Source organism: Caulobacter sp. FW305-C-30-S16 (assembly GCF_058783025.1).
Genome location: NZ_JBYSYH010000002.1, coordinates 880201 through 903492, shown reverse-complemented (window position 1 = coordinate 903492; position 23292 = coordinate 880201). Strand labels below are relative to the sequence as shown.

General features: G+C 68.8%; 22 protein-coding genes and 1 tRNA gene. 10 read left to right on the top strand and 13 right to left on the bottom strand.

Translation table 11 applies throughout. The annotated features are described in order from the left end of the window. Positions 1–58 precede the first annotated feature (58 nt). The 5 genes from AC3WJT_RS11375 to glmU form a co-directional block, all read right to left on the bottom strand. Positions 59–1432: a class II 3-deoxy-7-phosphoheptulonate synthase gene (locus AC3WJT_RS11375; RefSeq protein ID WP_492343230.1), complete on the bottom strand. Its 1374-nt coding sequence runs from the start codon at positions 1430–1432 to the stop codon at positions 59–61. 176 nt (positions 1433–1608) lie between these two features. Beyond that, positions 1609–2730 carry a DUF3500 domain-containing protein gene (locus AC3WJT_RS11370; protein WP_492343229.1) on the bottom strand — a complete coding sequence of 374 codons (1122 nt, stop codon included), beginning with the start codon at positions 2728–2730 and terminating at the stop codon, positions 1609–1611. A 157-nt stretch (positions 2731–2887) separates the two neighbouring features. Continuing rightward, positions 2888–4270 carry a glutathione-disulfide reductase gene (gor, locus tag AC3WJT_RS11365; RefSeq protein ID WP_492343228.1) on the bottom strand — a complete coding sequence of 461 codons (1383 nt, stop codon included), beginning with the start codon at positions 4268–4270 and terminating at the stop codon, positions 2888–2890. A 41-nt stretch (positions 4271–4311) separates the two neighbouring features. Continuing rightward, entirely contained in the window at positions 4312–4992 is a 681-nt protein-coding gene (rpiA, locus tag AC3WJT_RS11360; protein WP_492343227.1) for a ribose-5-phosphate isomerase RpiA, read from the bottom strand. After that, on the bottom strand, positions 4989–6338 hold the full coding sequence (glmU, locus tag AC3WJT_RS11355; protein WP_492343226.1) for a bifunctional UDP-N-acetylglucosamine diphosphorylase/glucosamine-1-phosphate N-acetyltransferase GlmU: 1350 nt from the start codon (positions 6336–6338) through the stop codon (positions 4989–4991). Before glmU ends, rpiA begins: the two co-directional genes overlap by 4 nt. A 54-nt stretch (positions 6339–6392) precedes the next feature. Here glmU and gph point away from each other — a divergent pair, with 54 nt between their 5' ends. Further along, complete coding sequence (gene gph / locus AC3WJT_RS11350) at positions 6393–7109, top strand: phosphoglycolate phosphatase (RefSeq protein ID WP_492343225.1); 717 nt, start codon at positions 6393–6395, stop codon at positions 7107–7109. A gap of 30 nt (positions 7110–7139) precedes the next feature. Beyond that, positions 7140–7214 (top strand) — tRNA-Val (locus AC3WJT_RS11345). A 37-nt stretch (positions 7215–7251) separates the two neighbouring features. On the opposite strand, the gene AC3WJT_RS11340 is transcribed toward AC3WJT_RS11345, so the two are convergent. Then, positions 7252–9021: a DUF4153 domain-containing protein gene (locus AC3WJT_RS11340; RefSeq protein WP_492343224.1), complete on the bottom strand. Its 1770-nt coding sequence runs from the start codon at positions 9019–9021 to the stop codon at positions 7252–7254. A gap of 138 nt (positions 9022–9159) precedes the next feature. On the opposite strand from AC3WJT_RS11340, the gene AC3WJT_RS11335 reads away from it, so the two are divergent. From AC3WJT_RS11335 to AC3WJT_RS11320, 4 genes are read left to right on the top strand one after another with little or no spacing between them, the layout of a single operon-like run. Further along, the gene (locus tag AC3WJT_RS11335) at positions 9160–10275 is read left to right on the top strand and encodes an ABC transporter permease (RefSeq protein WP_492343223.1); all 1116 of its coding nucleotides are present in this window, start codon (positions 9160–9162) and stop codon (positions 10273–10275) included. Further along, a complete protein-coding gene (locus AC3WJT_RS11330; RefSeq protein WP_492343222.1) occupies positions 10272–11084 on the top strand; it encodes an ABC transporter ATP-binding protein in 813 nt (270 codons plus the stop codon). Before AC3WJT_RS11335 ends, AC3WJT_RS11330 begins: the two co-directional genes overlap by 4 nt. Next, positions 11084–12022: an MlaD family protein gene (locus AC3WJT_RS11325; protein ID WP_492343221.1), complete on the top strand. Its 939-nt coding sequence runs from the start codon at positions 11084–11086 to the stop codon at positions 12020–12022. Before AC3WJT_RS11330 ends, AC3WJT_RS11325 begins: the two co-directional genes overlap by 1 nt. Beyond that, positions 12019–12639: an ABC-type transport auxiliary lipoprotein family protein gene (locus AC3WJT_RS11320; RefSeq protein WP_492343220.1), complete on the top strand. Its 621-nt coding sequence runs from the start codon at positions 12019–12021 to the stop codon at positions 12637–12639. The genes AC3WJT_RS11325 and AC3WJT_RS11320 overlap by 4 nt, the downstream gene beginning before the upstream one ends. Positions 12640–12723: 84 nt before the next feature. Here AC3WJT_RS11320 and AC3WJT_RS11315 read toward each other — a convergent pair whose 3' ends face one another. From AC3WJT_RS11315 to folD, 3 genes are read right to left on the bottom strand one after another with little or no spacing between them, the layout of a single operon-like run. Next, on the bottom strand, positions 12724–14124 hold the full coding sequence (locus tag AC3WJT_RS11315) for a D-arabinono-1,4-lactone oxidase (RefSeq protein ID WP_492343219.1): 1401 nt from the start codon (positions 14122–14124) through the stop codon (positions 12724–12726). 13 nt (positions 14125–14137) lie between these two features. Next, a complete protein-coding gene (locus AC3WJT_RS11310; protein ID WP_492343218.1) occupies positions 14138–14566 on the bottom strand; it encodes a c-type cytochrome in 429 nt (142 codons plus the stop codon). 58 nt (positions 14567–14624) lie between these two features. Further along, positions 14625–15521 carry a bifunctional methylenetetrahydrofolate dehydrogenase/methenyltetrahydrofolate cyclohydrolase FolD gene (gene folD, locus AC3WJT_RS11305; RefSeq protein ID WP_492343217.1) on the bottom strand — a complete coding sequence of 299 codons (897 nt, stop codon included), beginning with the start codon at positions 15519–15521 and terminating at the stop codon, positions 14625–14627. A 69-nt stretch (positions 15522–15590) separates the two neighbouring features. Between folD and AC3WJT_RS11300 the strand changes: the two genes are divergently transcribed. The 4 genes from AC3WJT_RS11300 to AC3WJT_RS11285 are packed head-to-tail and all read left to right on the top strand — an operon-like array spanning position 15591 to position 19732. Then, positions 15591–16085 (top strand): low affinity iron permease family protein, encoded by a 495-nt coding sequence (locus tag AC3WJT_RS11300; protein WP_492343216.1) that lies wholly within the window; start codon positions 15591–15593, stop codon positions 16083–16085. A 31-nt stretch (positions 16086–16116) separates the two neighbouring features. Beyond that, positions 16117–17298, top strand: coding sequence for a lycopene beta-cyclase CrtY (gene crtY, locus AC3WJT_RS11295; protein WP_492343215.1), 1182 nt, complete (start codon positions 16117–16119; stop codon positions 17296–17298). Continuing rightward, the gene (locus AC3WJT_RS11290) at positions 17295–18782 is read left to right on the top strand and encodes a phytoene desaturase (protein WP_492343214.1); all 1488 of its coding nucleotides are present in this window, start codon (positions 17295–17297) and stop codon (positions 18780–18782) included. The genes crtY and AC3WJT_RS11290 overlap by 4 nt, the downstream gene beginning before the upstream one ends. Beyond that, positions 18779–19732, top strand: coding sequence for a phytoene/squalene synthase family protein (locus AC3WJT_RS11285; protein WP_492343213.1), 954 nt, complete (start codon positions 18779–18781; stop codon positions 19730–19732). The genes AC3WJT_RS11290 and AC3WJT_RS11285 overlap by 4 nt, the downstream gene beginning before the upstream one ends. Here AC3WJT_RS11285 and AC3WJT_RS11280 read toward each other — a convergent pair. From AC3WJT_RS11280 to AC3WJT_RS11265, 4 genes are read right to left on the bottom strand one after another with little or no spacing between them, the layout of a single operon-like run. Then, positions 19729–20244 (bottom strand): sterol desaturase family protein, encoded by a 516-nt coding sequence (locus AC3WJT_RS11280; protein ID WP_492343212.1) that lies wholly within the window; start codon positions 20242–20244, stop codon positions 19729–19731. The two genes, AC3WJT_RS11285 and AC3WJT_RS11280, sit on opposite strands and share 4 nt — an antisense overlap. 8 nt (positions 20245–20252) lie before the next feature. Continuing rightward, complete coding sequence (locus AC3WJT_RS11275; RefSeq protein WP_492343211.1) at positions 20253–21443, bottom strand: ABC transporter permease; 1191 nt, start codon at positions 21441–21443, stop codon at positions 20253–20255. Next, positions 21440–22378 (bottom strand): ABC transporter ATP-binding protein, encoded by a 939-nt coding sequence (locus tag AC3WJT_RS11270; RefSeq protein WP_492343210.1) that lies wholly within the window; start codon positions 22376–22378, stop codon positions 21440–21442. The genes AC3WJT_RS11275 and AC3WJT_RS11270 overlap by 4 nt, the downstream gene beginning before the upstream one ends. Continuing rightward, positions 22375–23289, bottom strand: a complete 915-nt coding sequence (locus AC3WJT_RS11265) for a polyprenyl synthetase family protein (RefSeq protein WP_492343209.1) — start codon at positions 23287–23289, stop codon at positions 22375–22377. The genes AC3WJT_RS11270 and AC3WJT_RS11265 overlap by 4 nt, the downstream gene beginning before the upstream one ends. Positions 23290–23292: the final 3 nt, after the last annotated feature.

Below are 23292 nucleotides of genomic sequence, written 5' to 3'. Positions count from 1 at the left end.
CCCCAATCGAGCGCCCCGGGTTTAGGGGACACGTACCTTCGGTACATGTCCCCGGCGATCAGCTCGCCTCGCGCAGGCCGTCGCGGCCGTCCTTGAGCCGCTCGGCCACCAGGAACGCAAGCTCCAGCGCCTGCTCGCCGTTCAGACGCGGGTCGCAGTGGGTGTGGTAGCGGTCGCCGAGCTCGCCCTCGAGTACCGCGCGGGCGCCGCCCGTGCATTCGGTGACGTTCTGGCCGGTCATCTCCAGATGCACGCCGCCGGGGTGGACGCCCTCGGCCTCGGCCACGTCGACGAAGCCCTTCACCTCGGCCAGAATCTTGTCGAACGGCCGGGTCTTGTAGCCGTTGCCGGCCTTCAGGGTGTTGCCGTGCATCGGGTCGGTGGCCCAGACCACCGAGCGGCCGGCCTTCTTGGTCGCCGCCATCAGGCGCGGCAGGCGCTCGGCGATCTTGTCGGCGCCGAAGCGGCCGATCAGCGTCAGCCGCCCGGGCTCGTTGGCCGGGTTCAGCGTATCGATCAGCCGCAGCAGGTCGTCCGGCTCCAGCGTCGGGCCGACCTTCATGCCGATCGGGTTCTTGACCCCGCGGGCGAACTCGATGTGCCCCCCGTCCAGCTGGCGCGTGCGCTCGCCGATCCACAGCATGTGGGCCGAGGTGTCGTACCAGTCGCCCGAGGTCGAATCGATCCGCGTCATCGCCTCCTCAAAGCCGAGCAGCAGCGACTCGTGGCTGGTGAAGAACTCCACCTGCTTCATGCCCGGATGGCTCTCGGGCGTGACCCCGATGGCGGCCATGAAGGCCAGGCTCTCGCTGATCTTGTCCGACAGTTCGCGGTAGCGCGCGCCCTGCGGACTGTCGGCGACGAAGCCCAGGGTCCAGCGGTGGATGTTGTGCAGGTCGGCGTAGCCGCCGCCGGCGAAGGCGCGCAGCAGGTTCAGCGTCGAGGACGCCTGGCCGTAGGCCTTCAGCAGCCGCTCGGGGTCCGGCGCCCGCTCGGCGGCGTTGAAGTCCATGCCGTTGATGTTGTCGCCGCGGTAGGACGGCAGCGTCACCCCGTCGATCGTCTCGATCGGCTCGGAGCGCGGCTTGGCGAACTGGCCGGCGATGCGGCCGACCTTCACCACCGGCTTGCCGCCGGCGAACGTCAGCACCACCGCCATCTGCAGGATCAGGCGGAAGGTGTCGCGGATGTTGTCCGCGTGGAATTCCTTGAAGCTTTCGGCGCAGTCGCCGCCCTGCAGCAGGAAGGCCTTGCCCGCCGCCACATCGCCCAAGAGGCTCTTCAGCCGCCGCGCCTCGCCGGCGAACACCAGCGGCGGCATCCGGCGAAGCTCGGCCTCGACACGCTCCACCGCCCCCGCATCCGGATAATCCGTCGGCAGGTGCTTGGCGGGCTTGGCTCTCCAGGACGACGGGGTCCAGCGCTCGGTCATGATCTCAAACTCAAAAAGTGGACGCCGTCCTTATCGCACTGCGGCATTGAAGGCAAAATAATGCGCCCCAAAGGCGTGAAGGTCGCGTGAAAGGCATGGGCATGCGCGGCGAGAACCGTAGCGGGTTGATCAACGCATTCCAGCCTCGAACTGTTGCGAGGCGAAGCAGACGACACTCAGGGAGGCGGCTTCCGATGATGCCCGGCCGTGGCGTAGTGAAGCTTCAGAAGGTCTTCGCCGAAGTCGTTGGCCGCATCGCGCCATATGCTGTGGACGTGGTTGGCCTCGTTCTGAACGCGGTCGTATTCGATCAGGAAGGTTGGCCCCATGACCCGGTAGTATCGCCCGGAATTCGGGTCAGTTCCGCCAGCCCAAAGGAACGTCACCTTGTCAAAGCCGGCGAGATGGATCCGGCGGAGTTCGGCGTCCGCGATCTCAGGCCGATGCCTGCGCGCGTATTCCTCGATCAGACTCAGCAGCAGGCCACGTTGCTCAACGGTCAGGTCGCTCGCCGATATGCCTCGTCCGAGGGCCCCCACGGCAACCAAGTCTACCGACCGCGCGCCAAATGTCACAATGTCGGTTGGCGCGGTCGTTGAGACAATCGCCTCGCCGCGCTGCCTCCCGCTCAGGGAAAGGACTAACTGCAATCCAAGATCATCTTCCGCGGCGAGAACTCGCAATCCCTTGCGGGGCCCTTCGAGCACCTCGGCTGGATTGGTCCCGAAGAATGTCGGCGCGCCGGTGATCCCCTTCCCGTCGACGATGGTGAAGTTAATCGACAGATGATGGCCTTCGAAACGCCAACCCCAGGTTCCGGTAGCGGTCGGTTCGCCAAACATGGTGAGGAAGTAGAGCTCCGGGTCACGCACAGCCCCTTCGACACGTCCCGCTTTCAGGTCATGAAGGACCTGTTCCAGGCTCATGATCTGTTGAGCCTTCGCGAAGCCGCGACTGCTGAGCCCCGTCGAAAGGAACGCCCAGAGGAGGTTGCGTTGGGCGGGACTGAGCTCCTTGATGGAAAGACCCTTCCGGGGACGCGGAATGGCATGCCAATTCTGACGCTCGGGATCGTCGAAGTCGAACCTGACCTGCTGCTGCTGTGCTGGCGAAAGAGAATTCCAGAGCGCCATGGCCGCCGCCGCCATATCGGCGGCCACTTGGGTCTCGTCCTGCGCCCGGCCCACCGCGCCATATGGCGCTTCCACAGGACCGTGCGCCAAAGCGGAGACCGGTAGCATCCAGAACGCCGCACCAAAGACTACCGGCAACAGGCAGAGCGCTCTGATGAACACCATGAGCCAAACTCCTCCGACGAACCCATATCGAAGCTATCCCAAGACGTTGCGCTGAGCCATCCTGCACTGATGGCGTGGCGATGCCTTCTCAGCTCCGCTTGGGGTCAGGAGGGAGTCGGCATCCGTCGGCCGCCCCTCCCAGCGAGAGATCGCCCCCCTACCCCAGCTCCGCCGGCACATACTTCTCCCTCATCGTCACCAGTTCCTCCGCCGCCGTGGGGTGAACCGCACACGTCGAGTCCCACTGCTGCTTGGTCACGCCCATCTTCACGGCGATGGCGGCCATCTGGATCATTTCGGGGGAGTCGGGGCCGACGACGTGGACGCCGACGACCTGCTGGGTGTCCTGGCGGACCAGGAGCTTCATCAGGGAGCGTTCCTCGCCGCCGTAGAAGGTGACCTTCATCGGGCGGAACACGGCGCGGTAGACGTCGATGGGGCCGAAGGCCTTGCGGGCCTCGGCCTCGCCCATGCCGACCGTGCCGATCGGCGGCTGGGAGAAGACGGCGGTGGCGACCATGTCGTGGTCGAAGGTGGTCGGGTTGCCCCGGAACTCGGTCTCGGCGAAGGCGGCGCCCTCGCGGATGGCGACCGGGGTCAGGTTGATCCGGTCGGTGACGTCGCCGACGGCCCAGATGTTGGGGGCGCTGGTCTTGCTGAACTTGTCGACCTTGATCGCGCCGCGCTCATTGAGCTCGACGCCCGCAGTCTCGAGGCCCAGGCCCTTGACGTAGGGCTCGCGGCCGGTGGCGAACATCACCTGCTCGCTGGTGAACGTCATGCCGTTGTTGAGGGTGCTGACGATGCCGGCGTCGGTCTTCTCGAGGCTGTCGTGCTGGCAGCCGAGCACCACGGTGATGCCGCGCCGCTCCATCTCGTGCGCCAGGTGGGCGCGGATGTCGTCGTCGAAGCCGCGCAGGACATTGGCCCCGCGATAGAGCAGCGTCACCTTGCTGCCGAGACCGGCGTAGATGCCGGCGAACTCCACGGCGATATAGCCGCCGCCGACGATCAGGATGCTCTCGGGCAGATGGTCGAGGTGGAAGGCCTCGTCCGAGCTGATCGCGTGCTCGATGCCCGGCAGGTCCGCCGGATAGGTCGGCCGGCCGCCGGTGGCGACGAGGATCTTGTCGGCCGTGACGGTGCGGGGGTGCTCGCCGGTGATCTCGATGGTGTGGGCGTCCTTGAGGACCGCGCGGCCGTGCAGCAGGTCGGCGCCGGCCTTCTGCAGGTTGGTGACGTAGATGCCCGACAGGCGGGCGATCTCGATGTCCTTGGCCTGGAGGAAGGTCGGCCAGTCGAAGGTCGGCTCGTCGATGGTCCAGCCGAAGCCGCGGGCGGTCTTGACCTGCTGGGAGACCTCGCTGGCGTAGACCATGAACTTCTTGGGCACGCAGCCGCGGACCACGCAGGTGCCGCCGACCCGGTACTCCTCGGCGACCCCGACGCGGGCGCCGGTCATGGCGGCCAGCCGCGCGGCGCGCACCCCGCCGGAGCCTGCGCCGATGACGAAGAGATCGTAGTCGTAGGTGTCGGCCATGGAGGCTCCGGTCAGATCACAGTGTCGGGGCGGATATGGGGCTACGGGGTCCTGCTGACCACCCCGGCGTCCGTGCCGATCAGCGCCTCGTCGGCAAGATCGAGGAACAGGCCGTGGTCGACCACGCCGGTGACGCTCTTCAGCGCCGCGGCCAGCGCCGCCGGGTCGTCGATGGCGCCCGCCGCCAGGTCGTAGATGACGTTGCCGCCGTCGGTGACCACCACGCCGCGCTCGGCCGTGCGCAGGCGCGGCGGGGGCAGGTCGAACTCGGCGGCGATGTCGGCCAGGTGGCGTCCGGTGTGGGGGTGGCCGAAGCGGACCACCTCGATCGGCAGCGGGAACTTGCCCAGCACCTTCACCACCTTGGCGGCGTCGGCGATGACCACACAGCGGCGCGAGGCCTCCCAGACCAGCTTCTCGCGCAGCAGGGCGGCGCCGCCGCCCTTGATCAGCGACAGGCCCGGCCCGATCTCGTCGGCGCCGTCGACGGTCAGGTCGATAGCCTTGACGTCGTCCAGGCCGATCAGCGCGATGCCCAGCTCGCGCGCCAGGTTGGCGGTGGCCTCGGAGGTCGGCACGCCGCGGACGTCGAGCCCGCGCGCCGCCAGCGCCCTGACGAACCAGGCGGCAGTCGAGCCGGTGCCGAGGCCCACGACCATGCCGGCCTCGACGAGGTCAGCAGCGGCGGCGCCGGCGATGCGCTTCTGGTCGTCGGCGGTCATTTCGCGGCCTTCCGTGCGATCTTCATCGCCCTGAACCTCGCGGCCCAGCCGGGCTTTTCGGTCTGGACGCCGCGTTCGAGAGCCAGGGCGTCGGGCGCGACGTCCTTCGTGATGACGCTGCCCGAGCCGGTGTAGGCGCCCGCGCCGATGGTCACAGGCGCGACCAGCGAGGAGTTGGAGCCGACAAAGGCGCCCTCCCCCACATGGGTGTCGAACTTGTCGAAGCCGTCGTAGTTGCAGAAGATCGTCCCGGCGCCGATGTTGGCCTTCGCGCCGATCGTGCCGTCGCCCAGATAGGACAGGTGGTTGGCCTTGGCGCCCTTCCCGACCTTGACCTTCTTCACCTCGACGAAGTTGCCGATATGGGCGTCCTCGCCGATGTCCGCGCCGGGGCGCAGGCGGGCGTAGGGGCCGACGATCGCGCCGCTGCGGACGATGGCGCCTTCCAGATGGCTGAAGGCGCGGATCACCGCGCCGGTCTCGACCGTCACACCCGGTCCGAACACGAGGTTGGGCTCCAGGGTCACACCGCCGGCGATCTGCGTGTCGAAGCTGAGGAACACCGTCTCCGGCGCGGTCATGGTCACGCCCTCGGCCAGCAGGGCTGAGCGGGCGCGGGCCTGCCAGAGGGCCTCGGCGCGGGCGACGCCGGCCTGGTCGTCGGCGCCCATCACGGCGGTCTCGGAGGTGAAGGCCACCCCCACCCGCTTGCCGGCCGCATTGGCGATCCCGACGATGCTGGTGATGTAGAACTCGGCCTTGACGTTGTTGTTGTCGACGGCGGCCAGCCAGTCGAACAGCGGCCCGGCCGGCGCGCAGAGGATGCCGGAGTAGCAGGCGCGGACGGCCTTCTCTTCGGCGTTGGCGTCGCGGGCCTCGACGATGCGCAGCAGGCGGCCGTCGGCGTCCTGGATCATCCGGCCATAGAGCGCCGGATCGGCCGCCTCGAAGGCCAGCATGACCAGGTCGTCCCCGGCCGCGCGCCGCTCGAACAGCGGGGCGAAGTCGCCGGCCGTCAGCAGCGGACAGTCGGCATTGGTGACGATGACCTCGCCGGTGAACCCGGCCAGGGCGTCCTTCGCCGACAGCACCGCGTGCGCCGTGCCCAGCGGCGGGTCCTGGATCGCCACGGCGGCCTCGCCCAGGCGCTTGCGCACATGCTCGGCCACCGCCGGACTGTGGGTCCCGCAGACGACCACCACGCGCTCGCACCCGGCGGCCTGGACCGCATCGATGGCCCGGTCGAGCATGGTCCGTCCGCCGATCCTGTGCAGGACCTTCGGGGTCGGGGATTTCATGCGGGTGCCCTGGCCGGCGGCCATGATCACCGCGGCGCGCTGGCTCATCGGATCGACTCGTGACGTTGCATTCCGGTGAGCTTTACCCGAAAGCCTGCGACGATGCATGACCCGACCAAGACCCTCGCCAGCTGGACCATCGCCTTCGATCTCGACGGCACCCTGGTGGAGACCGCGCCCGACCTCGTCGGGGCGCTGAACGTCATCCTCATCGAGCAGGGCATGGCGCCCGCGCCGATGACTGCGGTGCGCCAACTCGTCGGCCACGGGCTGCGGGGCATGCTGCTCCGCGCCTTCGCCATGGCCGACCGGACCATCACCGAAGAGCAGATCGCGCAGCTTCGGCCGCGGATCGTCGACGTCTACCGGTCCCGGATCGCCCAGGAGAGCCGCCCCTTCCCCGGTTGCCTGCAGGCGCTGGCCGATCTGCGGGCGCGCGGCGCGGCGCTGGCGGTCTGCACCAACAAGCCCGAGGGGCTGGCCCGCCTGCTGCTGGACGAACTCCAGATGACCGGCCTGTTCGACGCCATCGTCGGCGGCGACACCCTGCCCGTTCAGAAGCCGGACCCGGCGCCGCTGCTTGAGGCCATCGCCCGCGCCGGCGGCGATCCGGCGCGAGCCGTTCTGGTCGGCGACGCCTCGCCGGATGTCGGCGCGGCGAAGGCGGCCGGCGTCCCCTGCGTCGTCTGCACGTTCGGCTACAACGACCTGCCGCCGGACGAACTGGGCGGCGATGTCGTGATCAGCCACTTCGACACCCTGGCCGGCGTGATCGCCGACATCGCGGCGTCTTGCCCCACGGCGGCCGAGTCGCTATAGACGCCGCCTCCCGGGCGAGAGCCCCAGAGCGGATGCGTAGCTCAGCGGGAGAGCACCTCGTTCACACCGAGGGGGTCACAGGTTCAATCCCTGTCGCATCCACCATTCTGCTTCGTCTCGCGAAGCCGGGCCGACCGGCTGCTCAGCGAGGCGGCGGCGCCTTCCGCTCAGCGCAGTTCCTGTAGGTTTCCTGCATCGGCACTCGCTCGCCGTTGATCTCCAGATCGCGCCACGGTCGCGACGGGACGAGCTTGAATCGGCCTTCGCGGAGGGCCTCGGGATATCCCGCGCAACCTGTCGGCACAAAGGCGCCGACCTTCGACCACTCCGCCGGACCTTTGGCGAAGACATCCGCATCGCCGGCCTGGATGACGAGGACCTCGTTTGCTCCGTCGCCGTCGACATCGGCGAGGATCGCGTTGCAGGCGCCGTTGATGTCCGCGTTTTCCGTGCCGCAATCAGCCTGCAGGCGGGCTTTGTCAGCCGCAGCCATGGTCAGGAAGTCGACGGGCAGAACGGCGCCGGCCGGCCATACCTTGATCGCCTGCGTCAGGTTGACGGTCTCCGCCGGCGGCCCTTCGGCTTCGCGCTCGCTCTCCCAGGCCAGCGCCTCCGTCGCCCGCTTGCCGACCTCACCGCCCTCCTTCTTCAGCGTCTGCAGGGCCGCCACGCCGTAGCGCTCGCTCTGGAACCGCAGGAAGCGGTAGTCGACCTTGTCAGGCTTCAGCCGACCGTCCGAGATCCGCGCCATCTGGCTGTCGACTGACAGGCGCGCCGGATCCGCCAGCGGCGAGAACAACGCCAGGATCAGGCCGACCGTGACGACCGCCGTGACGACGTTGGCCGTCTCCAGCCGCTTCATCCAGACGCCGGGCAGCACGGCCGCCAGGCTGTAGCCGACCGCGTAGAACACCCCGGCCACGACGCAGGCGGCGGCGATGATCCGGTCCGGCGTCAGGCCGTACTGGCCGATCCGCAATCCCAGCGCATAGGCGGCGACCCCGACCAGCGGGAGCAGCAGCAGCCCGCCGATGCGGCCGGCCCAGCGGAGAATAAAGGGCGTCGGCGTGTCCGGCTCGCCGTCCTGGTAGGCGGCGTTGATCAGCACGATCATCACGGCCGCGGCGCTGAGCAGGATGGCGGCGGCGCTGCGGGTCTTCCACAGCGGTTCCAGGCCCGTGAACGGCAGGGCCAGCATGAAGGCGCCGGTCAGGAACACGAGCACCGGCAGCAGCCAGGACAGCAGCGTCAGCGCCACCGTCCGGATGCCGCGGATCAGGCCGTGGCGGACGTCGGTAAGTTGCACGGCGGCGGCGAACATCGTCGTCGTGGCCGGAATGGCGAACCATGACTTTCGGGTCAGTTCTTCTACGAATTCAATGCCGATCAGCTTGAACAGCGCCGCGCCGAGGAACAGCACCAGCCAGAAGACGCCGACAAACCCGGCCGACATCACCAGTTGCACGCCGTGCTTCCAGGCCTGGTCGAAATAGGTCGGGAACCGCGCGATCAGCTTGCGGTCGCTGTCCGCGGCCGAGACGAGATGGTGGGTGATGAACAGGACTGCGGCGAGGAACACCATCGCCTGGCCGGAAATCCACTCGACGACCTCGTGCGCCGCGCGCCGGTCGATATCGTGGGCCCCGAGCGCCGCCAGGCCGGCCGCCGCGGCGAGGGTCCAGACGACCAGGGTGCGGCGACGCATGTCCGCCAGTCCGCCCAGGACCACGAACGGCGTGAACAGGACCACGGCCGCCAGGACCCCGAACAGCACCCCGTTGGTCGCCGGCCAGACCTTGTTGTCCGCAGCTTCGGTCAGGGCCCAGAGGGCGACGCCCTGCACCAGTCCTGTACCGATCCGCGCCAGCCCGATCGTGCGGGTCTGGCCTTCATCGTCCATGCCGTAGGCCATTTGAGCCCCCCTAATGGGTGAGAGCGTTGCGCAACACAGGGGCGAATACAATCACGCGCAACGCGCACGGGCGCTTTGCGTTAGGATGAACGCGTGGCAGGGTTCTGGCGCGACCCAAAGGACCATTGCGACTCCCGCATGAGCAAGCCCGCCGACTTCAAGCTCCAGCAGGGGGAGACAGGCGCGGCGGTGGTCCTGTCCGGCGACTGGACAGCCGAAGGCATGGGCGACGCCGACAATCGCCTCGCCGGCATTCTGGACGGCTCCAAGGCGATCTCCATTGACCTGATGACCATGGGCCGCTGCGACACGGCGGGGGCCTACGCCATACTCCGGGCGGTTGAAGGCTGTGCGAGCGGCGGGGCGATCGTCGCCAAGCCCGAGACCCGGCGTCTGCTGGACCTGGTCGCCGCGGCCGTCGAGGCGGAGCCGACGCCGACTGTTCGCGAGATCGGCATCTACAACCTGCTGGTCCGGGTTGGTCAGGGCGTCTTCAACATCATCAACGAGGTCATCGAGACCTTCGCCTTCATCGGGCGGCTGACCATGTCCGGCCTGCGGGGCGTCGCACGGCCGAGCAAGGTCCGCTGGGCGCCGATCTTCGCCCAGTGCGAGCGCGCCGGACTGGACGCTCTGCCGATCGTGGCGACCGGCACCGCCTTCATCGGCGCTGTTGTGGCGCTGATCGGGATCAACACGCTGACCGACTTCGGCGCGACGGTGTTCGTGGTCGAGACGATCGGCATCGCCGTGCTGCGCGAGTTCGGCATCGTCATCACCGCCGTCCTGATCGCCGGCCGTTCGGCCTCGGCCTTCGCCGCCGAGATCGGCGCGATGAAGATGCGCCAGGAGATCGACGCCATGCAGGTCATGGGCGTGGACCCGTTCGACGCGCTGGTCCTGCCCCGCTTCATCGCACTGTTGATGATGATGCCGCTGCTGACGTTCGTAGCGGACCTTTCGGGGATGGTCGGCGGGATGCTGGTGACCTGGAGCCTGCTGGACCTGTCGCCGACCTTCTTCATGCAGCGGATCGTCGATAACGTCGGGGCGACCCACTTCTGGGTCGGGATCTCCAAGGCGCCGATCATGGCCGCGGTCATCGCCGGCATCGGCTCGCGTCAGGGCATGGAGGTTGGCGGCGACGTCATCTCGCTCGGCCAGCGGGTCACCTCCGCCGTGGTCCAGGCGATCTTCACCATCATCGTCATCGATGCGATTTTCGCCGTTCTCTACATGAAGCTGGACGTATGAGCGGCCTGGTCGACGAGCATGACACCGAGGTCGCGCCGATCGAGATCATCGGTCTGCGCTCGCAGTTCGGCGACCACGTGATCCACGAGGACCTCGATCTGACCGTCAATCGCGGCGAAATCCTCGGCGTCGTCGGCGGGTCCGGCTCGGGCAAGTCGGTGCTGATGAACTCCATCATCGGCCTCAAGACGCCCGACGGCGGCACCATCAAACTGTTCGGCCAGGATATCGACACGGCCACCCGCAAGAACTGGACGTCGATCGAGCGCCGCTGGGGCGTGCTGTTCCAGCAGGGCGCGCTGTTCTCGTCCCTGACCGTGCGCGAGAACGTCGCCGCGCCGCTGTTCGAGCATACGCGCCTGACGCGCGCCGAAATCTACGAACTGGCCGACCTGAAGATCGCCCTGTCGGGCCTTCCGTCCCGGGCGGGAGCCCTGCGGCCGTCGGAACTTTCCGGCGGGATGATCAAGCGGGCGGCGCTCGCCCGTGCGCTGGCTCTGGACCCGCAACTGCTGTTTCTCGACGAGCCGACGGCTGGCCTCGATCCTATCGGCGCGGCGGCCTTCGATGATCTCATCGCGGACCTGTCGTCGAGCCTCAACCTCACGGTTTTCATGATCACCCACGACCTCGACACGCTTTACGCGATCACCACCCGTGTGGCGGTGCTGGCCGACCGGAAGGTCGTCGCCGCCGCGCCGGTGCGTGAACTGGAGCATTCCAGTCACCCGTGGATTCAGGAATACTTCCTGGGACCGCGAGGTCGGGCCGCAGCAGGGTCACGGGCAATGACGGGACACAGCGTCTGATGGAACGAAACGCCAATTACGCCCTCGTCGGCGTCGCCTCCCTGGCCCTCGTCATCGGGCTCGTGGTGTTCATCGTCTGGCTTGCGCGCCTGCAGGTGAACCGTGACTTCGACGAGTACGACATCCTGTTCATCGGGCCGGTCCGCGGCCTGTCCGAAGGCGGCGAAGTCCATTTCAACGGCATCAAGGTCGGGGAAGTCACCAAGATCGCGCTTGATAGCCGCGACCCCAACCGGGTGATGGCGCGGGCGCGGATCACGTCCGACGTGCCGATCCGCGAGGACTCCTTCGCGACCCTCGAGCCGCAGGGGATCACGGGCGTCAACTATGTCCAGATCACCGCGGGAACGCCGTCCAAGCGGCTGCTGAAGACCACCGTGGAAAGCGGCAAGATCCCGATCATCCGAAGCCAGAACAGCGCCCTGTCGGACCTGCTCCAGGGCGGCGGCACGGTGCTGTCGCGAACCATCGAAGCGCTGGACCGGGTCAACCGGGTGCTGTCGGACGAGAACGTCAAGGTCTTCGGCGCCGCCCTGAACGACGTCCAGGCGATCACCGCCGAGGCCCGCGAGCGCAAGGCGATCATCGCCGACGCCCAGAAGGCGCTGCAGAGCATCGATGCGGCGGCGTCGGAAATCACCGAGCTGAGCCGGTCCACCAAGGGGCTGGTCGACGGCGACGGGCGACGCACCCTGGCCGAACTGAGCGAAGCCGCGGCCGAACTGAAGGCCGCGACGCGCGACGCCCGCGCCATGATCGGCAAGCTCGACGGACCGACCTCGGAATTCGCCGACACCGGCCTGCCGCAACTGACCCGGGCGATCACCTCGCTTCAGGCCACCGCCGAATCCCTCGACCGGCTGGTCGGCGAGGTTGAACAGAATCCGCAGGGCGTCGTCTCCAAGGCGCCTGCCAAGGAAGTGGAGGTTCAGCCGTGAACCGTCGACTGACCGCCGCCGCCCTCGCGCTGACGGCCATCGCCCTGTCGGGCTGTATCTCGGTGTTCCCCAAGGCGGACCCGGCGCAATTGTACCGCTTCGAGGCCCGGCAGCAGCCGCAGTCGGCGCCGGCGGGCGCGCTGTTCGGCGTTCTGCGGCTGGGCACGAGCTTTCCCCGCGCCTCCGGGGGCGACCGGATCCTGACCGTCAACGACCGGGGCGAGGCCGCCTATATCGCCGGCGCCCGCTGGGTCTCGCCGGCGTCGGTGCTGTTCGACGAGCAGGTTTCGACGGCCTTCCAGGGCGCCGGCCGGGCCCGGCTGATCAGCCGCGGCGAGGTGATCAAGGCCGACTTCTCCCTGAAGCTCGATGTCCAGGTCTTCGAGACGCACTACGACCGGGGGCCCAAGGCCGCCCCGGAAATCGTCGTGTCGGTCCGTGGCGTGGTCACCCGCAATCGTGACCGTGCGCTGATCGGCGACCGGGTGTTCACCGCCCGCGTCCGTGCCGGCGAGAACCGCGTCGGCGCGATCGTGCCGGCCTACAACGCCGCCCTGACCCAGGTGCTCGGCGAGATCGTCGGCTGGGTCAATTCGGTGGATACGGCGGACAGCTGAGCGTCGGTGACCTGTACCAAGGGTACGTGTCCCCCAAACCCGTGACCGCTCGATTGGGGGACACGTACCTGCGGTACATGTCCCCTACAGGCCGAACAGCGTCTTCAGGTACGGATTGAGCAGCCGGCCTTCGGGATCGAGTTCGCGGCGGATTTCGAGGAAGTCGTGCCAGCGCGGATAGAGGGCGGCCAGGTCGCCCCCCTTGAGCGAGTGCAGCTTGCCCCAGTGCGGCCGGCCGCCGTAGCGGCGGAAGATCGGCTCGATCAGCTCGAAGAAGAACTGGTAGTCGTCGCGGTAATAGGCGTGGACGGCCACCGACCCGCGCGGCTCGCCCTGGAACGGCGACAGCCAGGCGTCATCCGGCGCGATGCGGCGCACCTCGATCGGGAAGAAGACGTCCGGACGATGCGTCTCGATCGTCTCGACCACCTCCTTGAGCGCCGCCAGTTGGGTCTCGTGCGGCAGGTGGTATTCCATCTCGTTGAACCGCACGGGCCGCTCGGTGGACAGCAGCTTCCAGCCCTCGTCGACCGCCGTCTCGGGCTTTGTGCCGCCGAGCAGCGCCTTCGCGGCCGCCTTGCGCAGCCCCGTCGAGAAGCCGAGCAGATTGCGCAGCCCCTTCAGGGCGTCGAGGAAGGCGTCGTCCGGGCTGGTCTCGCGGACCGTCGCGGCCTCATCCGTCTCGTCATGGGTGATGTTGGCTGCGAGGCCGGTGAAGGGCACCGCGTAGAACTCGAAGTTCCGGTGCGTCGCCCAGCGTTCCTCGGCCTTCGCCATCGCCTCCTCGAACGGCTCCAGCCACACGCGGCGGCGGAGGCGGCGGTTGGCGGTGGTCGTGAGGCGCGCCTTCGAGATGATCCCCAGCGCGCCGAGGGACACCCGGGCGGCGCTGAAGAGCTCCGGACGGGTCTTCGCATCGCAGTCCAGCACCGCGCCGCCGGCCGTGACCAGCGTGAGGGCCGTGACATCGCCGTGGATCGCCTTGAGCGTCCGGCCCGTGCCGTGGGTCGCCGTGCCGAGCGCGCCGCCCAGCGACTGCTTGTTGATGTCGGGCAGGTTGGCCATCGCCCGACCGTTTGCGGCCAGCGCCGGGCCGAGCGCGCCGAGCCTTGTCCCGGCCCGGACCGTGGCCTCGTCGCCATCCCATCCGACGACGCCGCTCATGGCGTCGAGCGAGACCAGCGTCCCGTCGGTGGCGCAGAGGCCGGTGAAGCTGTGGCCGGCTCCGGTGACGCGCACCGGCGCCGCGCCGCCCTTGAGCAGCGCCGACAGCTCCGCCTCGTCCTTCGGCGCGCTGCGCTGGGCCGGATAGCTGTGCTGGATGCCCGACCAGTTGCGCCAGACCGTGTGGCCCTTGCCGTCGGTCGACGGGGGCGCGGGCGGTTCAGGGGTCTCGCGATTGGCGCGGCCGATGGCGACCGCGCCGCCTCCGATGACGGCCGTCGCGGCCCCGCCTGCAATCAGCGCCCGCCGCCTCGAAATCATGGTGTCCCCCGACCTAGCCGGCCGACTCTTGCTGGTCCGCCATGAAGCGTATGAGAGCCTCCAGATCGGCCCGGGTGCAAGCGGTGCACTGTCCGCCGGCCGGCATGGCGTTGAATCCGAGGATGGTGTGGTCAATCAGCACCGGCATCCCCTGCTTCAGGCGCGGCGCCCAGGCGGCGGCGTCATGGACCATCGGCGCGCCGGACTCGGCAATGGCGTGGCAGGCCTTGCAGGAGGTCTCGTAGAGCCCGGCCAGCCGCGCATCGGCGGGCTTGAGGAGAGCGGCCTGCTCCGGCGTCGGGGCGGGTTTGGGCGCGGGGGAGCAGGCGACGAGTGTCGAAGCCAGCAGGAATGCGCTGAGGGTGCGTGCGTGGTTCGAGACGCGGCCTGACGGCCGCTCCTCACCATGACGAGCCGTTTTGCCATCCGCCCATCTCGTCATCCTGAGGAGCGCGAAGCGCGTCTCGAAGGACGCACAAAACTTATGCAACGCCATGGCCCTAGCCCTCCAGGCCATGCAGCCGCCTTGCGGCCGTCAGGGTGTTCTGCAGCAGGCAGGCGATGGTCATCGGGCCGACCCCGCCCGGCACCGGGGTGATCCAGCCGGCGACGGCCTTGGCTTCCTCGAACGCCACATCGCCGACCAGACGGGTCTTGCCTTCGGCAGCGCGGACAGGGTCGCGGGACGGAAAGCGGGTGATGCCGACGTCGATCACGGCCGCGCCCGGCTTGATCCAGTCGCCCCTGACCATCTCGGCGCGCCCGACGGCGGCCACCAGGATGTCGGCCTGCCGGCAGATGCCGGGCAGGTCGCGGCTGCGCGAATGGGCGATGGTGACGGTGCAGTCCGCGGCCAGCAGGAGCTGGGCCATCGGCTTGCCCATCAGGTTCGAGCGACCGATCACGACGGCGTTCAGCCCCCTCAGGTCGCCCAGCGCGTCCTGGAGCAGCATCATGCAGCCGACCGGGGTGCAGGAGGTCAGGGCCGGAAGCCCGCTGGCCAGCCGCCCGGCGTTGGTGACGGTCAGGCCGTCGACGTCCTTGTCCGGCGAGATGGCGGCGACGATGCGGGCCTGGCTGAGATGATCGGGGACCGGAAACTGGACCAGCACGCCGTGAATCGCCGGGTCGGCGTTCAGCCGGGCGACCAGCGCCAGCAACTCGGCTTCGCCGACGTCGCCCGGCAGCTTGTGGGTTTCGGAATACATGCCGGCGGCTTCGGTCTGGACGCCCTTGTTGCGCACATAGACCTCGCTGGCCGGGTCTTCGCCGACCAGCACAACGGCCAGTCCGGGCGTGACCCCGTGATCGGCCTTGAGCGCGGCGACCTCAGCAGCCACCTGCGTCCGAAGACGTTCGGAGAACGCCTTGCCGTCGATGATCGTCGCCTGCGCCATGCCTGGAGCCTCCCGGAACCTCGCTGGCCCCTACCCGTTCACCGGCCTGCGCGCAATCAGGAGGCCCCGATGGACGTCAATCGGCTCTTCACCCGCTTCTCCAACACCGTGTCCAAATGGACCGGTCGCCCCGCCGCCTTCGCCATCTGCGTCGTCGGCGTCGCGGCCTGGGCCGTGAGCGGGCCGCTGTTTGGATTTTCAGAGACCTGGCAGCTGGTGATCAACACCTCCACGACCATCATCACCTTCCTGATGGTGTTCCTGATCCAGAATACCCAGAACCGCGACAACGCCGCCCTGCACGCCAAACTGGACGAGCTGATCCGCGCCGGCGACTCCGACAACAAGTTCATCGGCATCGAACATCTGACCGACCAGGAACTGGAAATCATCCTGGAGGAATGCGAGCGGGCCGCGAAGGACCTGCACGCGGAACTTCATGAGAAGCGCCGCAAGGCCGCTCCGCGCGACAAGGCCTTGGACGACGACAAGCCGGGCCATCCCATGCCGACGAAGAAGCGAACGCCGGCGCGCAAACCGGCCGCGACGCGGAAGGCCGCCTAGTCTTCGCCCGACGCCGTGCTATCTCCGGGACATGGCTTCGCCTTCCGCAACCTCTGCCGATGTCGTCCTGGTGGGCGGAGGGCTGGCCAACGGACTGATCGCCCTGCGCCTCAAGACGCTGCGGCCAGCGCTGAAGGTCATTATCGTCGAGCACGGCGGGACTCTGGGCGGCCGCCACACCTGGAGCCATTTCGCCACGGACGTCAGCGCGGCGATCAGCGCCTGGCTGGACCCGCTGATCGTGCATCGCTGGGAGGGCTATGACGTCCGCTTTCCGGCTCACCGCCGAACCCTGACCACGCCCTATCGCTCGGTGACCTCCGACCGCTTCCACGAGGTCGTCCAGGGGGCGCTCGGCGACGACGCCTGGACCGGCGTCGCGGTCATGGACGTCCGACCTGACCGCGTGGTGCTGGAAGACCAGCGCGTCATCGAGGCCCGCTGCGTGATCGACGGCCGCGGGCCCCGCCCCAACTGGGACCTCGTCCTGGGCTGGCAGAAGTTCGTCGGGCTGGAGGTGGAGCTCGCCGCGCCGCACGGCCTGATCCGCCCGATCATCATGGACGCCACGGTCGATCAGCTCGACGGCTACCGGTTTCTCTACGCCCTGCCCTTTTCGCCGACACGGCTGCTGATCGAGGATACCCGCTACGCCGACGGCCACGACCTCGACCGCGAGACGCTGCGACGGGACGTCGAGGCCTACGCCGCGACCCAGGGCTGGAGCATCGAGGCGGTCGTGCGCGAGGAAATCGGCGTCCTTCCGATCGCCCTGGCCGGCGACATCGACGCCTACTGGCGGGCCTCCGACCTGCCTGAAGTCGGGCTGCGGGCCGCCCTGTTCCAGCCGATCACCGGCTATTCCCTGCCGGACGCCGCGCGACTGGCCGACGAGATCGCCGCGCTTCCGGACCTGACCACGGCGACGGCGCGCGCCTGCGTCGAGGCGCGCTCGAAACAACGCTGGACGGAGAGGGCCTACTACCGGCTGCTCAACCGCATGCTGTTCAGGGCCGCACGGCCCGGACAGCGATTCGTGGTGCTGGAGCGGTTCTACCGTCTGTCACAGGGCCTGGTGGAACGGTTCTACGCCGGGCGGATCACGCTGGCGGACAAGGCCCGCATCCTGATAGGCAAGCCGCCGGTGCCCATCGCGGCCGCCCTGGCGGTGCTGTCCGAACGATCGGTAATTCCTGGGGACGACAAGGCATGAGCAAGCCGCGCGCGGCCGTCATTGGTTCCGGCTTCGGCGGGCTGGCCCTGGCCATCCGTCTGCAATCAGCCGGGATCGACGTCACGGTGTTCGAGCGCCGCGACAAGCCGGGCGGCCGCGCCTACGTCTGGGAAGACGAGGGCTTCATCTTTGACGCCGGTCCCACGGTCATCACCGACCCGGACTGCCTGAAGGAGCTTTTCACGCTCAGCGGTCGCAAGATCGAGGACTATGTCGAGCTGCTGCCGGTCGACCCGTTTTACCGCCTTGTGTGGGAAGACGGCGACGTCTTCGACTACGTCAACGACCAGGCCGAACTGGACCGGCAGATCGCCGCCCGTAATCCCGCGGACGTAGAGGGCTATCGCCGCTTCCACGCCTATTCCGAGGAGCTCTACCAGAAGGGCTATGTCGAACTGGGCGCCGTGCCGTTCCTCGACTTCGGCAGCATGATCGCGGCGGCCCCGTCGCTGATGAAGCTGCAGGCCTGGCGCAGCGTCTATGGCAAGGTGGCGAGCTTCGTGAAGGACGAGCACGTCCGTCAGGCCCTGTCGTTCCACAGCCTGCTGGTGGGTGGCAGCCCGTTCGCCACCTCCTCCATCTACGCCCTGATCCATGCGCTGGAGCGGCGCGGCGGCGTGTGGTTCCCGCGCGGCGGAACCGGCGCCCTCATCCGGGCCCTGGTGAAGCTGTTCGAGGACCTCGGCGGCAAGATCGCGCTGAATGCGCCGATCTCGAAGATCGCCACCGCCGGCGGCCGTGTGACTGGCGTGATCCGCCATGACGGCGAGTTCGAGGCGTTCGACACGGTCGCGTCCAACGCCGACATCATGCACACCTACCGTGAGTTGCTCGTCGACGATCCGCGCGGCAAGGCGGCCAGCAAGGCGCTGGAGAAGAAGCGGTGGAGCCCGTCGCTGTTCGTCATCTACTTCGGGCTCAAGGCGGAACACCCGCAGATCCGGCATCACACGATCTGCTTCGGCCCGCGCTATCGCGAGCTGATCGGGGACATCTACAGCAAGGACACGCTGTCGGAGGACTTCTCCCTCTACCTGCACAACCCCTGCGCCACCGACCCCGGCATGGCGCCGCCCGGGGGCAGCGCCTTCTACGTCCTGTCGGTCGTGCCCAACCTTGAGACCGCCGACATCGACTGGGCGACCGAAGGTGAAGCTTATCGCGACAAGATCCTGAAATACCTCGAGGATCGCTACATCCCCAATCTGGCGCGCGACCTCGTGACCTGCCGCATCTTCACGCCCGACGACTTCACGACCGAGCTGAACGCCTGGAACGGCGCGGCCTTTTCGCTGGAACCGATCCTGACCCAGAGCGCGTGGTTCCGGACCCACAACCGCGACGACAGGATCCCCAATCTCTATTTCGTCGGCGCCGGCACCCATCCGGGCGCGGGCATCCCCGGGGTGGTCGGCTCGGCCAAGGCGACCGCGGCGTTGATGATCCCGGACATGGCCCCGTGAGCGAGGGACTTCCCGGACCGGATCTGGTTCAGGCCAGTCGCGAGACCATCCAGAAGGGCTCGCAGAGCTTCGCGGCCGCGGCGGCCCTGTTCGATCCGCAGACGCGCGCCGACGCGGAGATGCTCTATGCTTGGTGCCGGCATTGCGATGACGTCATCGACGGCCAGACGCTCGGCCACGACCGCGAGGTGCTCGACCCGGCCGAGGTCGAGGAGCGCCTCGTCGGCCTTTACGCCCAGACCCGCGCGGCGCTGGCGGGCCATCCGACCGACGATCCCGCCTTCGCCGCCTTCCGCGAGGTGGCGGCCCGGCGCGACCTGCCCGAGCGCTATCCGATCGAGCTGATCGACGGCTTCGCCATGGACGTCGCGGGGCGTCGCTACGAGACGATCGAGGACACGCTCGACTACTGCTGGCACGTCGCCGGCGTCGTCGGGGTGATGATGGCCATCGTCATGGGTGTGCGGCCCGATGATCTGCAGACCCTGCGCCGGGCGCAGGATCTGGGCCTGGCCTTCCAGCTGACCAATATCGCCCGCGACATCGTCGAGGACGCGCAGAACGACCGCATCTACCTGCCCGCCGACTGGTTGGCGGCGGCGGGCGTGCCGGAGACGGCCGTTGGTGATCCTGCCCACAGGGCGGCCATCGCGGGTCTTGCCCGCCGTCTGGTGGAGACCGCCGAGCCCTACTACGCCTCCGCTCGCTGGGGCCTGCGCGGCCTGCCCTTCCGCTCGGCCTGGGCCGTGGCGGCGGCGCGGGGCGTCTATCGCGAGATCGGGGTCAAGGTGGTGGCGCGCGGCGCGAAGGCCTGGGACGAGCGGGTCTCGACCTCGACGGCCGAGAAGCTGGGCCTCGCCCTCGGCGGCGGTCTGATGGCCGTGCGCGGCGCGACGCTGGATCGCTGGCGCGAGCCGCCGGAGCGGCCGGCGCTGTGGAGCAAGATCTAGAGCGGCGCTTCGGTGCCGTCCGGCGCGGCGGTCCGGAGGTCGACGTTGCGGGCCTCCAGTTGCGCCTTCAACTGGCGAACCGGCGGCGCCATCAGGAAGCCGAACGACACGCAGCCGTCCTTCGTGTGGACCGCATGGTGGAAGCGGTGGGCCTGGATCAGGCGCTTCCAGAATGCCGACTTGCCGCTCAGCGGCACCGGATAGCGGCGATGCACCAGCCCGTCGTGAAACATGAAGTAGATCGCGCCATAGGCGGTGATCCCCAGGCCGACCGGCAACATCCAGCCCAGCATCGTGTTCACGCCCAGCCAGATCGCCACGATGGCCGGAGCGGCGAAGACCACGGCGAACAGGTCGTTGAGCTCGAAGACGCCGTCGCGCGGCTCGTGATGCGATTTGTGCCAGACCCACATGAAGCCATGCATGACGTACTTGTGCATGACGAAGGCGAAGCCTTCCATAAAAGCCAGCGCGCCCAGAAACAGGGCCAGGCTGATCGCGAATTGCAGCATCGGAATCCTCAGCGGACGAGGCGCGTCGCCGTCTGGGCCAGCAAGAGGCCGAGCAGGCCGGTGACCGTCAGCACCGCCCAGGCAGGATACACCGCCGAGAGGCCCGCGTCCCGCCAGAGGATCGACTGATAGGCCTCAATCGTCCAGGCGTGGGGCGTCGCCCAGCCGGCCATCTGCAGCCAGGGCGGCATCAGGAACCGGGGCACCATGCTGCCGCCGATGGCCGCCAGGATCAGGATGATGAAGGTCGACAGCATCTGGCCCTGGTCGCGAGTCTTGCAGAACGACACGATGGCCAGCGCCAGCCCCGCCGCGCAGATCGAGGCGGCCACGACCGTGACCAGCCACGGCCCCAAATGCTGCAGGACCGGAACGCCGTAGATCAGCTGCGCCGTGGCGAAGATGGCGAGGGCCTGGACCATGCCCTGGGCGACCAGGAACAGGAACTTGCCGGTCACCACCGGGCCCATCCCGCGCGTGCCGGCGAGAATGCGGTCGGCGACGCCGCTGCGGCGCTCATCGATCAGCGACAGGGCGCCGGTCATGGCCGAGAACAGGGCGAAGAGGATGCTGACCGCGCCGGCGTAGTAGGCGATCGTGCCGCCGCCCTTCTTGGCGCCGGCGATGTCCTCGCGGGCGAACAGGGTCGGGCCTGCGGGCTTCGCGTCGCCTTTGGCCAGCACGGCGCGCGCCGCCGTCGCCACGGCGATCTGGCCCTGGCTGTAGCCGCCGACGGCCGGGGCGGTCTCGACCAGCGTGCGGGCCAGCAGGATGTCCGGCATCGCTCGCGCCATCGTCTGCTGCACGCGCGCCATGGTCAGGGGCGCCGCGACGGCGCGGCTGGGGTCGGACACGACGAGGATCGGGGCGCCCGGCGCGCCGGGGTCGCCGGCAATGATCACCCCGGCGTCGGCCTTGCCGGCCTTCACCAGGCGGCGCACCTCCGCGCCGGTGTCCGGGCTCGTCCGCTCGGCGCGGACATCCGGGTCAGCGAGCAGGGCGGCCGCGAGGCGCTGCGAGGCGGGCGTTCGGGCATCGTCGGCGATGGCGAGCTTGAGTCTGACGTCCTCGCCGGTGGCGCCGGCGAACACTGCCGAGAAGATCAGGAACACCAGCGGCGGCAAAAGGAAGGTCATCACCAGCGCGCCGCGGTCCCGCCACAGCGCCAGCGCCATGACGCGGAACATGGCCAGGATCATGCGGCGCGCCTCCAGTCGGCGACGAGGCTGAACAGGTTCTGCAACGACGGCGGCCGCACGCGGATCTCGCGCGGGATCATGCCCAGGCTGCGCAGGCGCCGGTCGAGCTGGGCCGCGGCGCTGTAGCCGCCTTCGTCGAGGCGGGCCCAGAGATTGCCCTTGCGCCGCTCCAGCCCTTCGGTGGCGAGGATGCTCTCGCCGTCCATGTCGGGTTCGACGTCCATCTGGACGAGGATCTCCATCTCCTGCCCGAAGGCCTGTTCGATCAGGGCGCGGGGCGAGCCCTCGAGGACCTTGCGGCCCTCCTTCAGGAAACCCACGCGGTCGGCGAGCGCACCCGCCTGTTCGAGATCGTGGGTGACGATCAGCACCGATACGCCGGTATCCCGCAGATTACGGATCACCGTATCCAGCGCCTCGCGCGCATCGATGTCCACGCCGACCGTCGGTTCGTCGAGGATCAGGAGTTGCGGCTGATGCAGGATCGCGGCGGCGATGTTGACCCGGCGCCGATAGCCGCCGGACAGGTGCTTCACCGGCACATGCTCGCGGTCGGCAGTGCGGGTGAGTTGCAGCGCGCGGGACACCGCCTCGCCCAGCGTGCGCCGGGAGACGCCGGACAGCCGCCCGAACACCTGCAGGTTCTCGCGCACGGTCATATGGCCATAGAGCGCGATTTCCTGCGGCACAAGGCCGAGCCGGGCGCGCGCGAGCGGCGAGGTGAAGGGGTTGTGGCCATCCAGCGCCACTTCGCCGGAGGTCAGCTTCAGCCGGCCGCAGATGGCGCCGACGAGGGTCGACTTGCCCGCGCCGTTGGGACCCAGCAGGGCGTAGATCTCGCCGGGCCGCACAGCCAGATCGACACCGCGAAGGACCTTGCGGCTGCCGTACTGGTGCTCGGCGCCCCAGACGTTGAGGATCGGGCGTTCGCTCACGCCGCCGCCTTTCTGGCTTCGAAGAGATCGTGGACGTAGCGCGCGAGGAGCCCCTGCCCCACGCCGGCCCTCGCCAGCCCCGCGTCGGAGGCCTTCAGATGGGCGTCGCGGGCGACCCGGGCGCCCTCCAGCCCGATCGCGGACACCAGCGTGGTCATGCCTGCGTCCTTGCCGACGTCCTTGCCGACGTCCGCGCCGCCCTCGACGTCGAGGATGTCGTCATGGATCTGGAACGCCAGGCCCAGATGGGTGGCGAACTCGCCTACGCCCAGCACCGCCAGCGACGAGGCGCCGGCGATAAGGGCGCCGGCCTCGGCGGCGGCGACCATCAGTACGCCGGTCTTGCGGTGATTGAGCAGGTCAAGGTCCTCGGGCGCACGGGCGCGGTCGCGGTGTTCCAGGTCCATCGCCTGACCGGCGACGAGGCCCGAAAAGCCGACGGCCCGGGACAGCCGCGCCGCCAGGTCGGCCTTCAGCGGTCCCGCCAGCCCCGGCGCAGAGGCGACCACGCCGTAGGCGAGATTGAGCAGGCCCACCGAGGCAAGGACGGCCGTCGCCTCGTCGAAGGCCTTGTGCGTCGTGACCCGTCCGCGGCGCAGTCCCGCGTCGTCCATGCAGGGCAGGTCGTCGAGGATCAGGGACGCCGCGTGGACCATCTCGCAGGCGCAGGCGACGTCGAGCGCGGCGGCCGGATCGCCACCGAATTCACGGGCGGTCAGCAGGGTCAGCATCGGCCGGAACCGCTTGCCCGGCGACAGCAGGGCGTACCGCGCCGCCTCGGCCAGCCGCGCCGGTCGCGCGTCACGGTCCGGAGTCAGCTCTGCCAGGCGACGCTCCACGGCGGCCTGGCATTGCTCGATGAAGGCGGCGTCGTCGTCCATGCCCTGCAGCGCTGTTCGGCTGTCCCCCAAGCG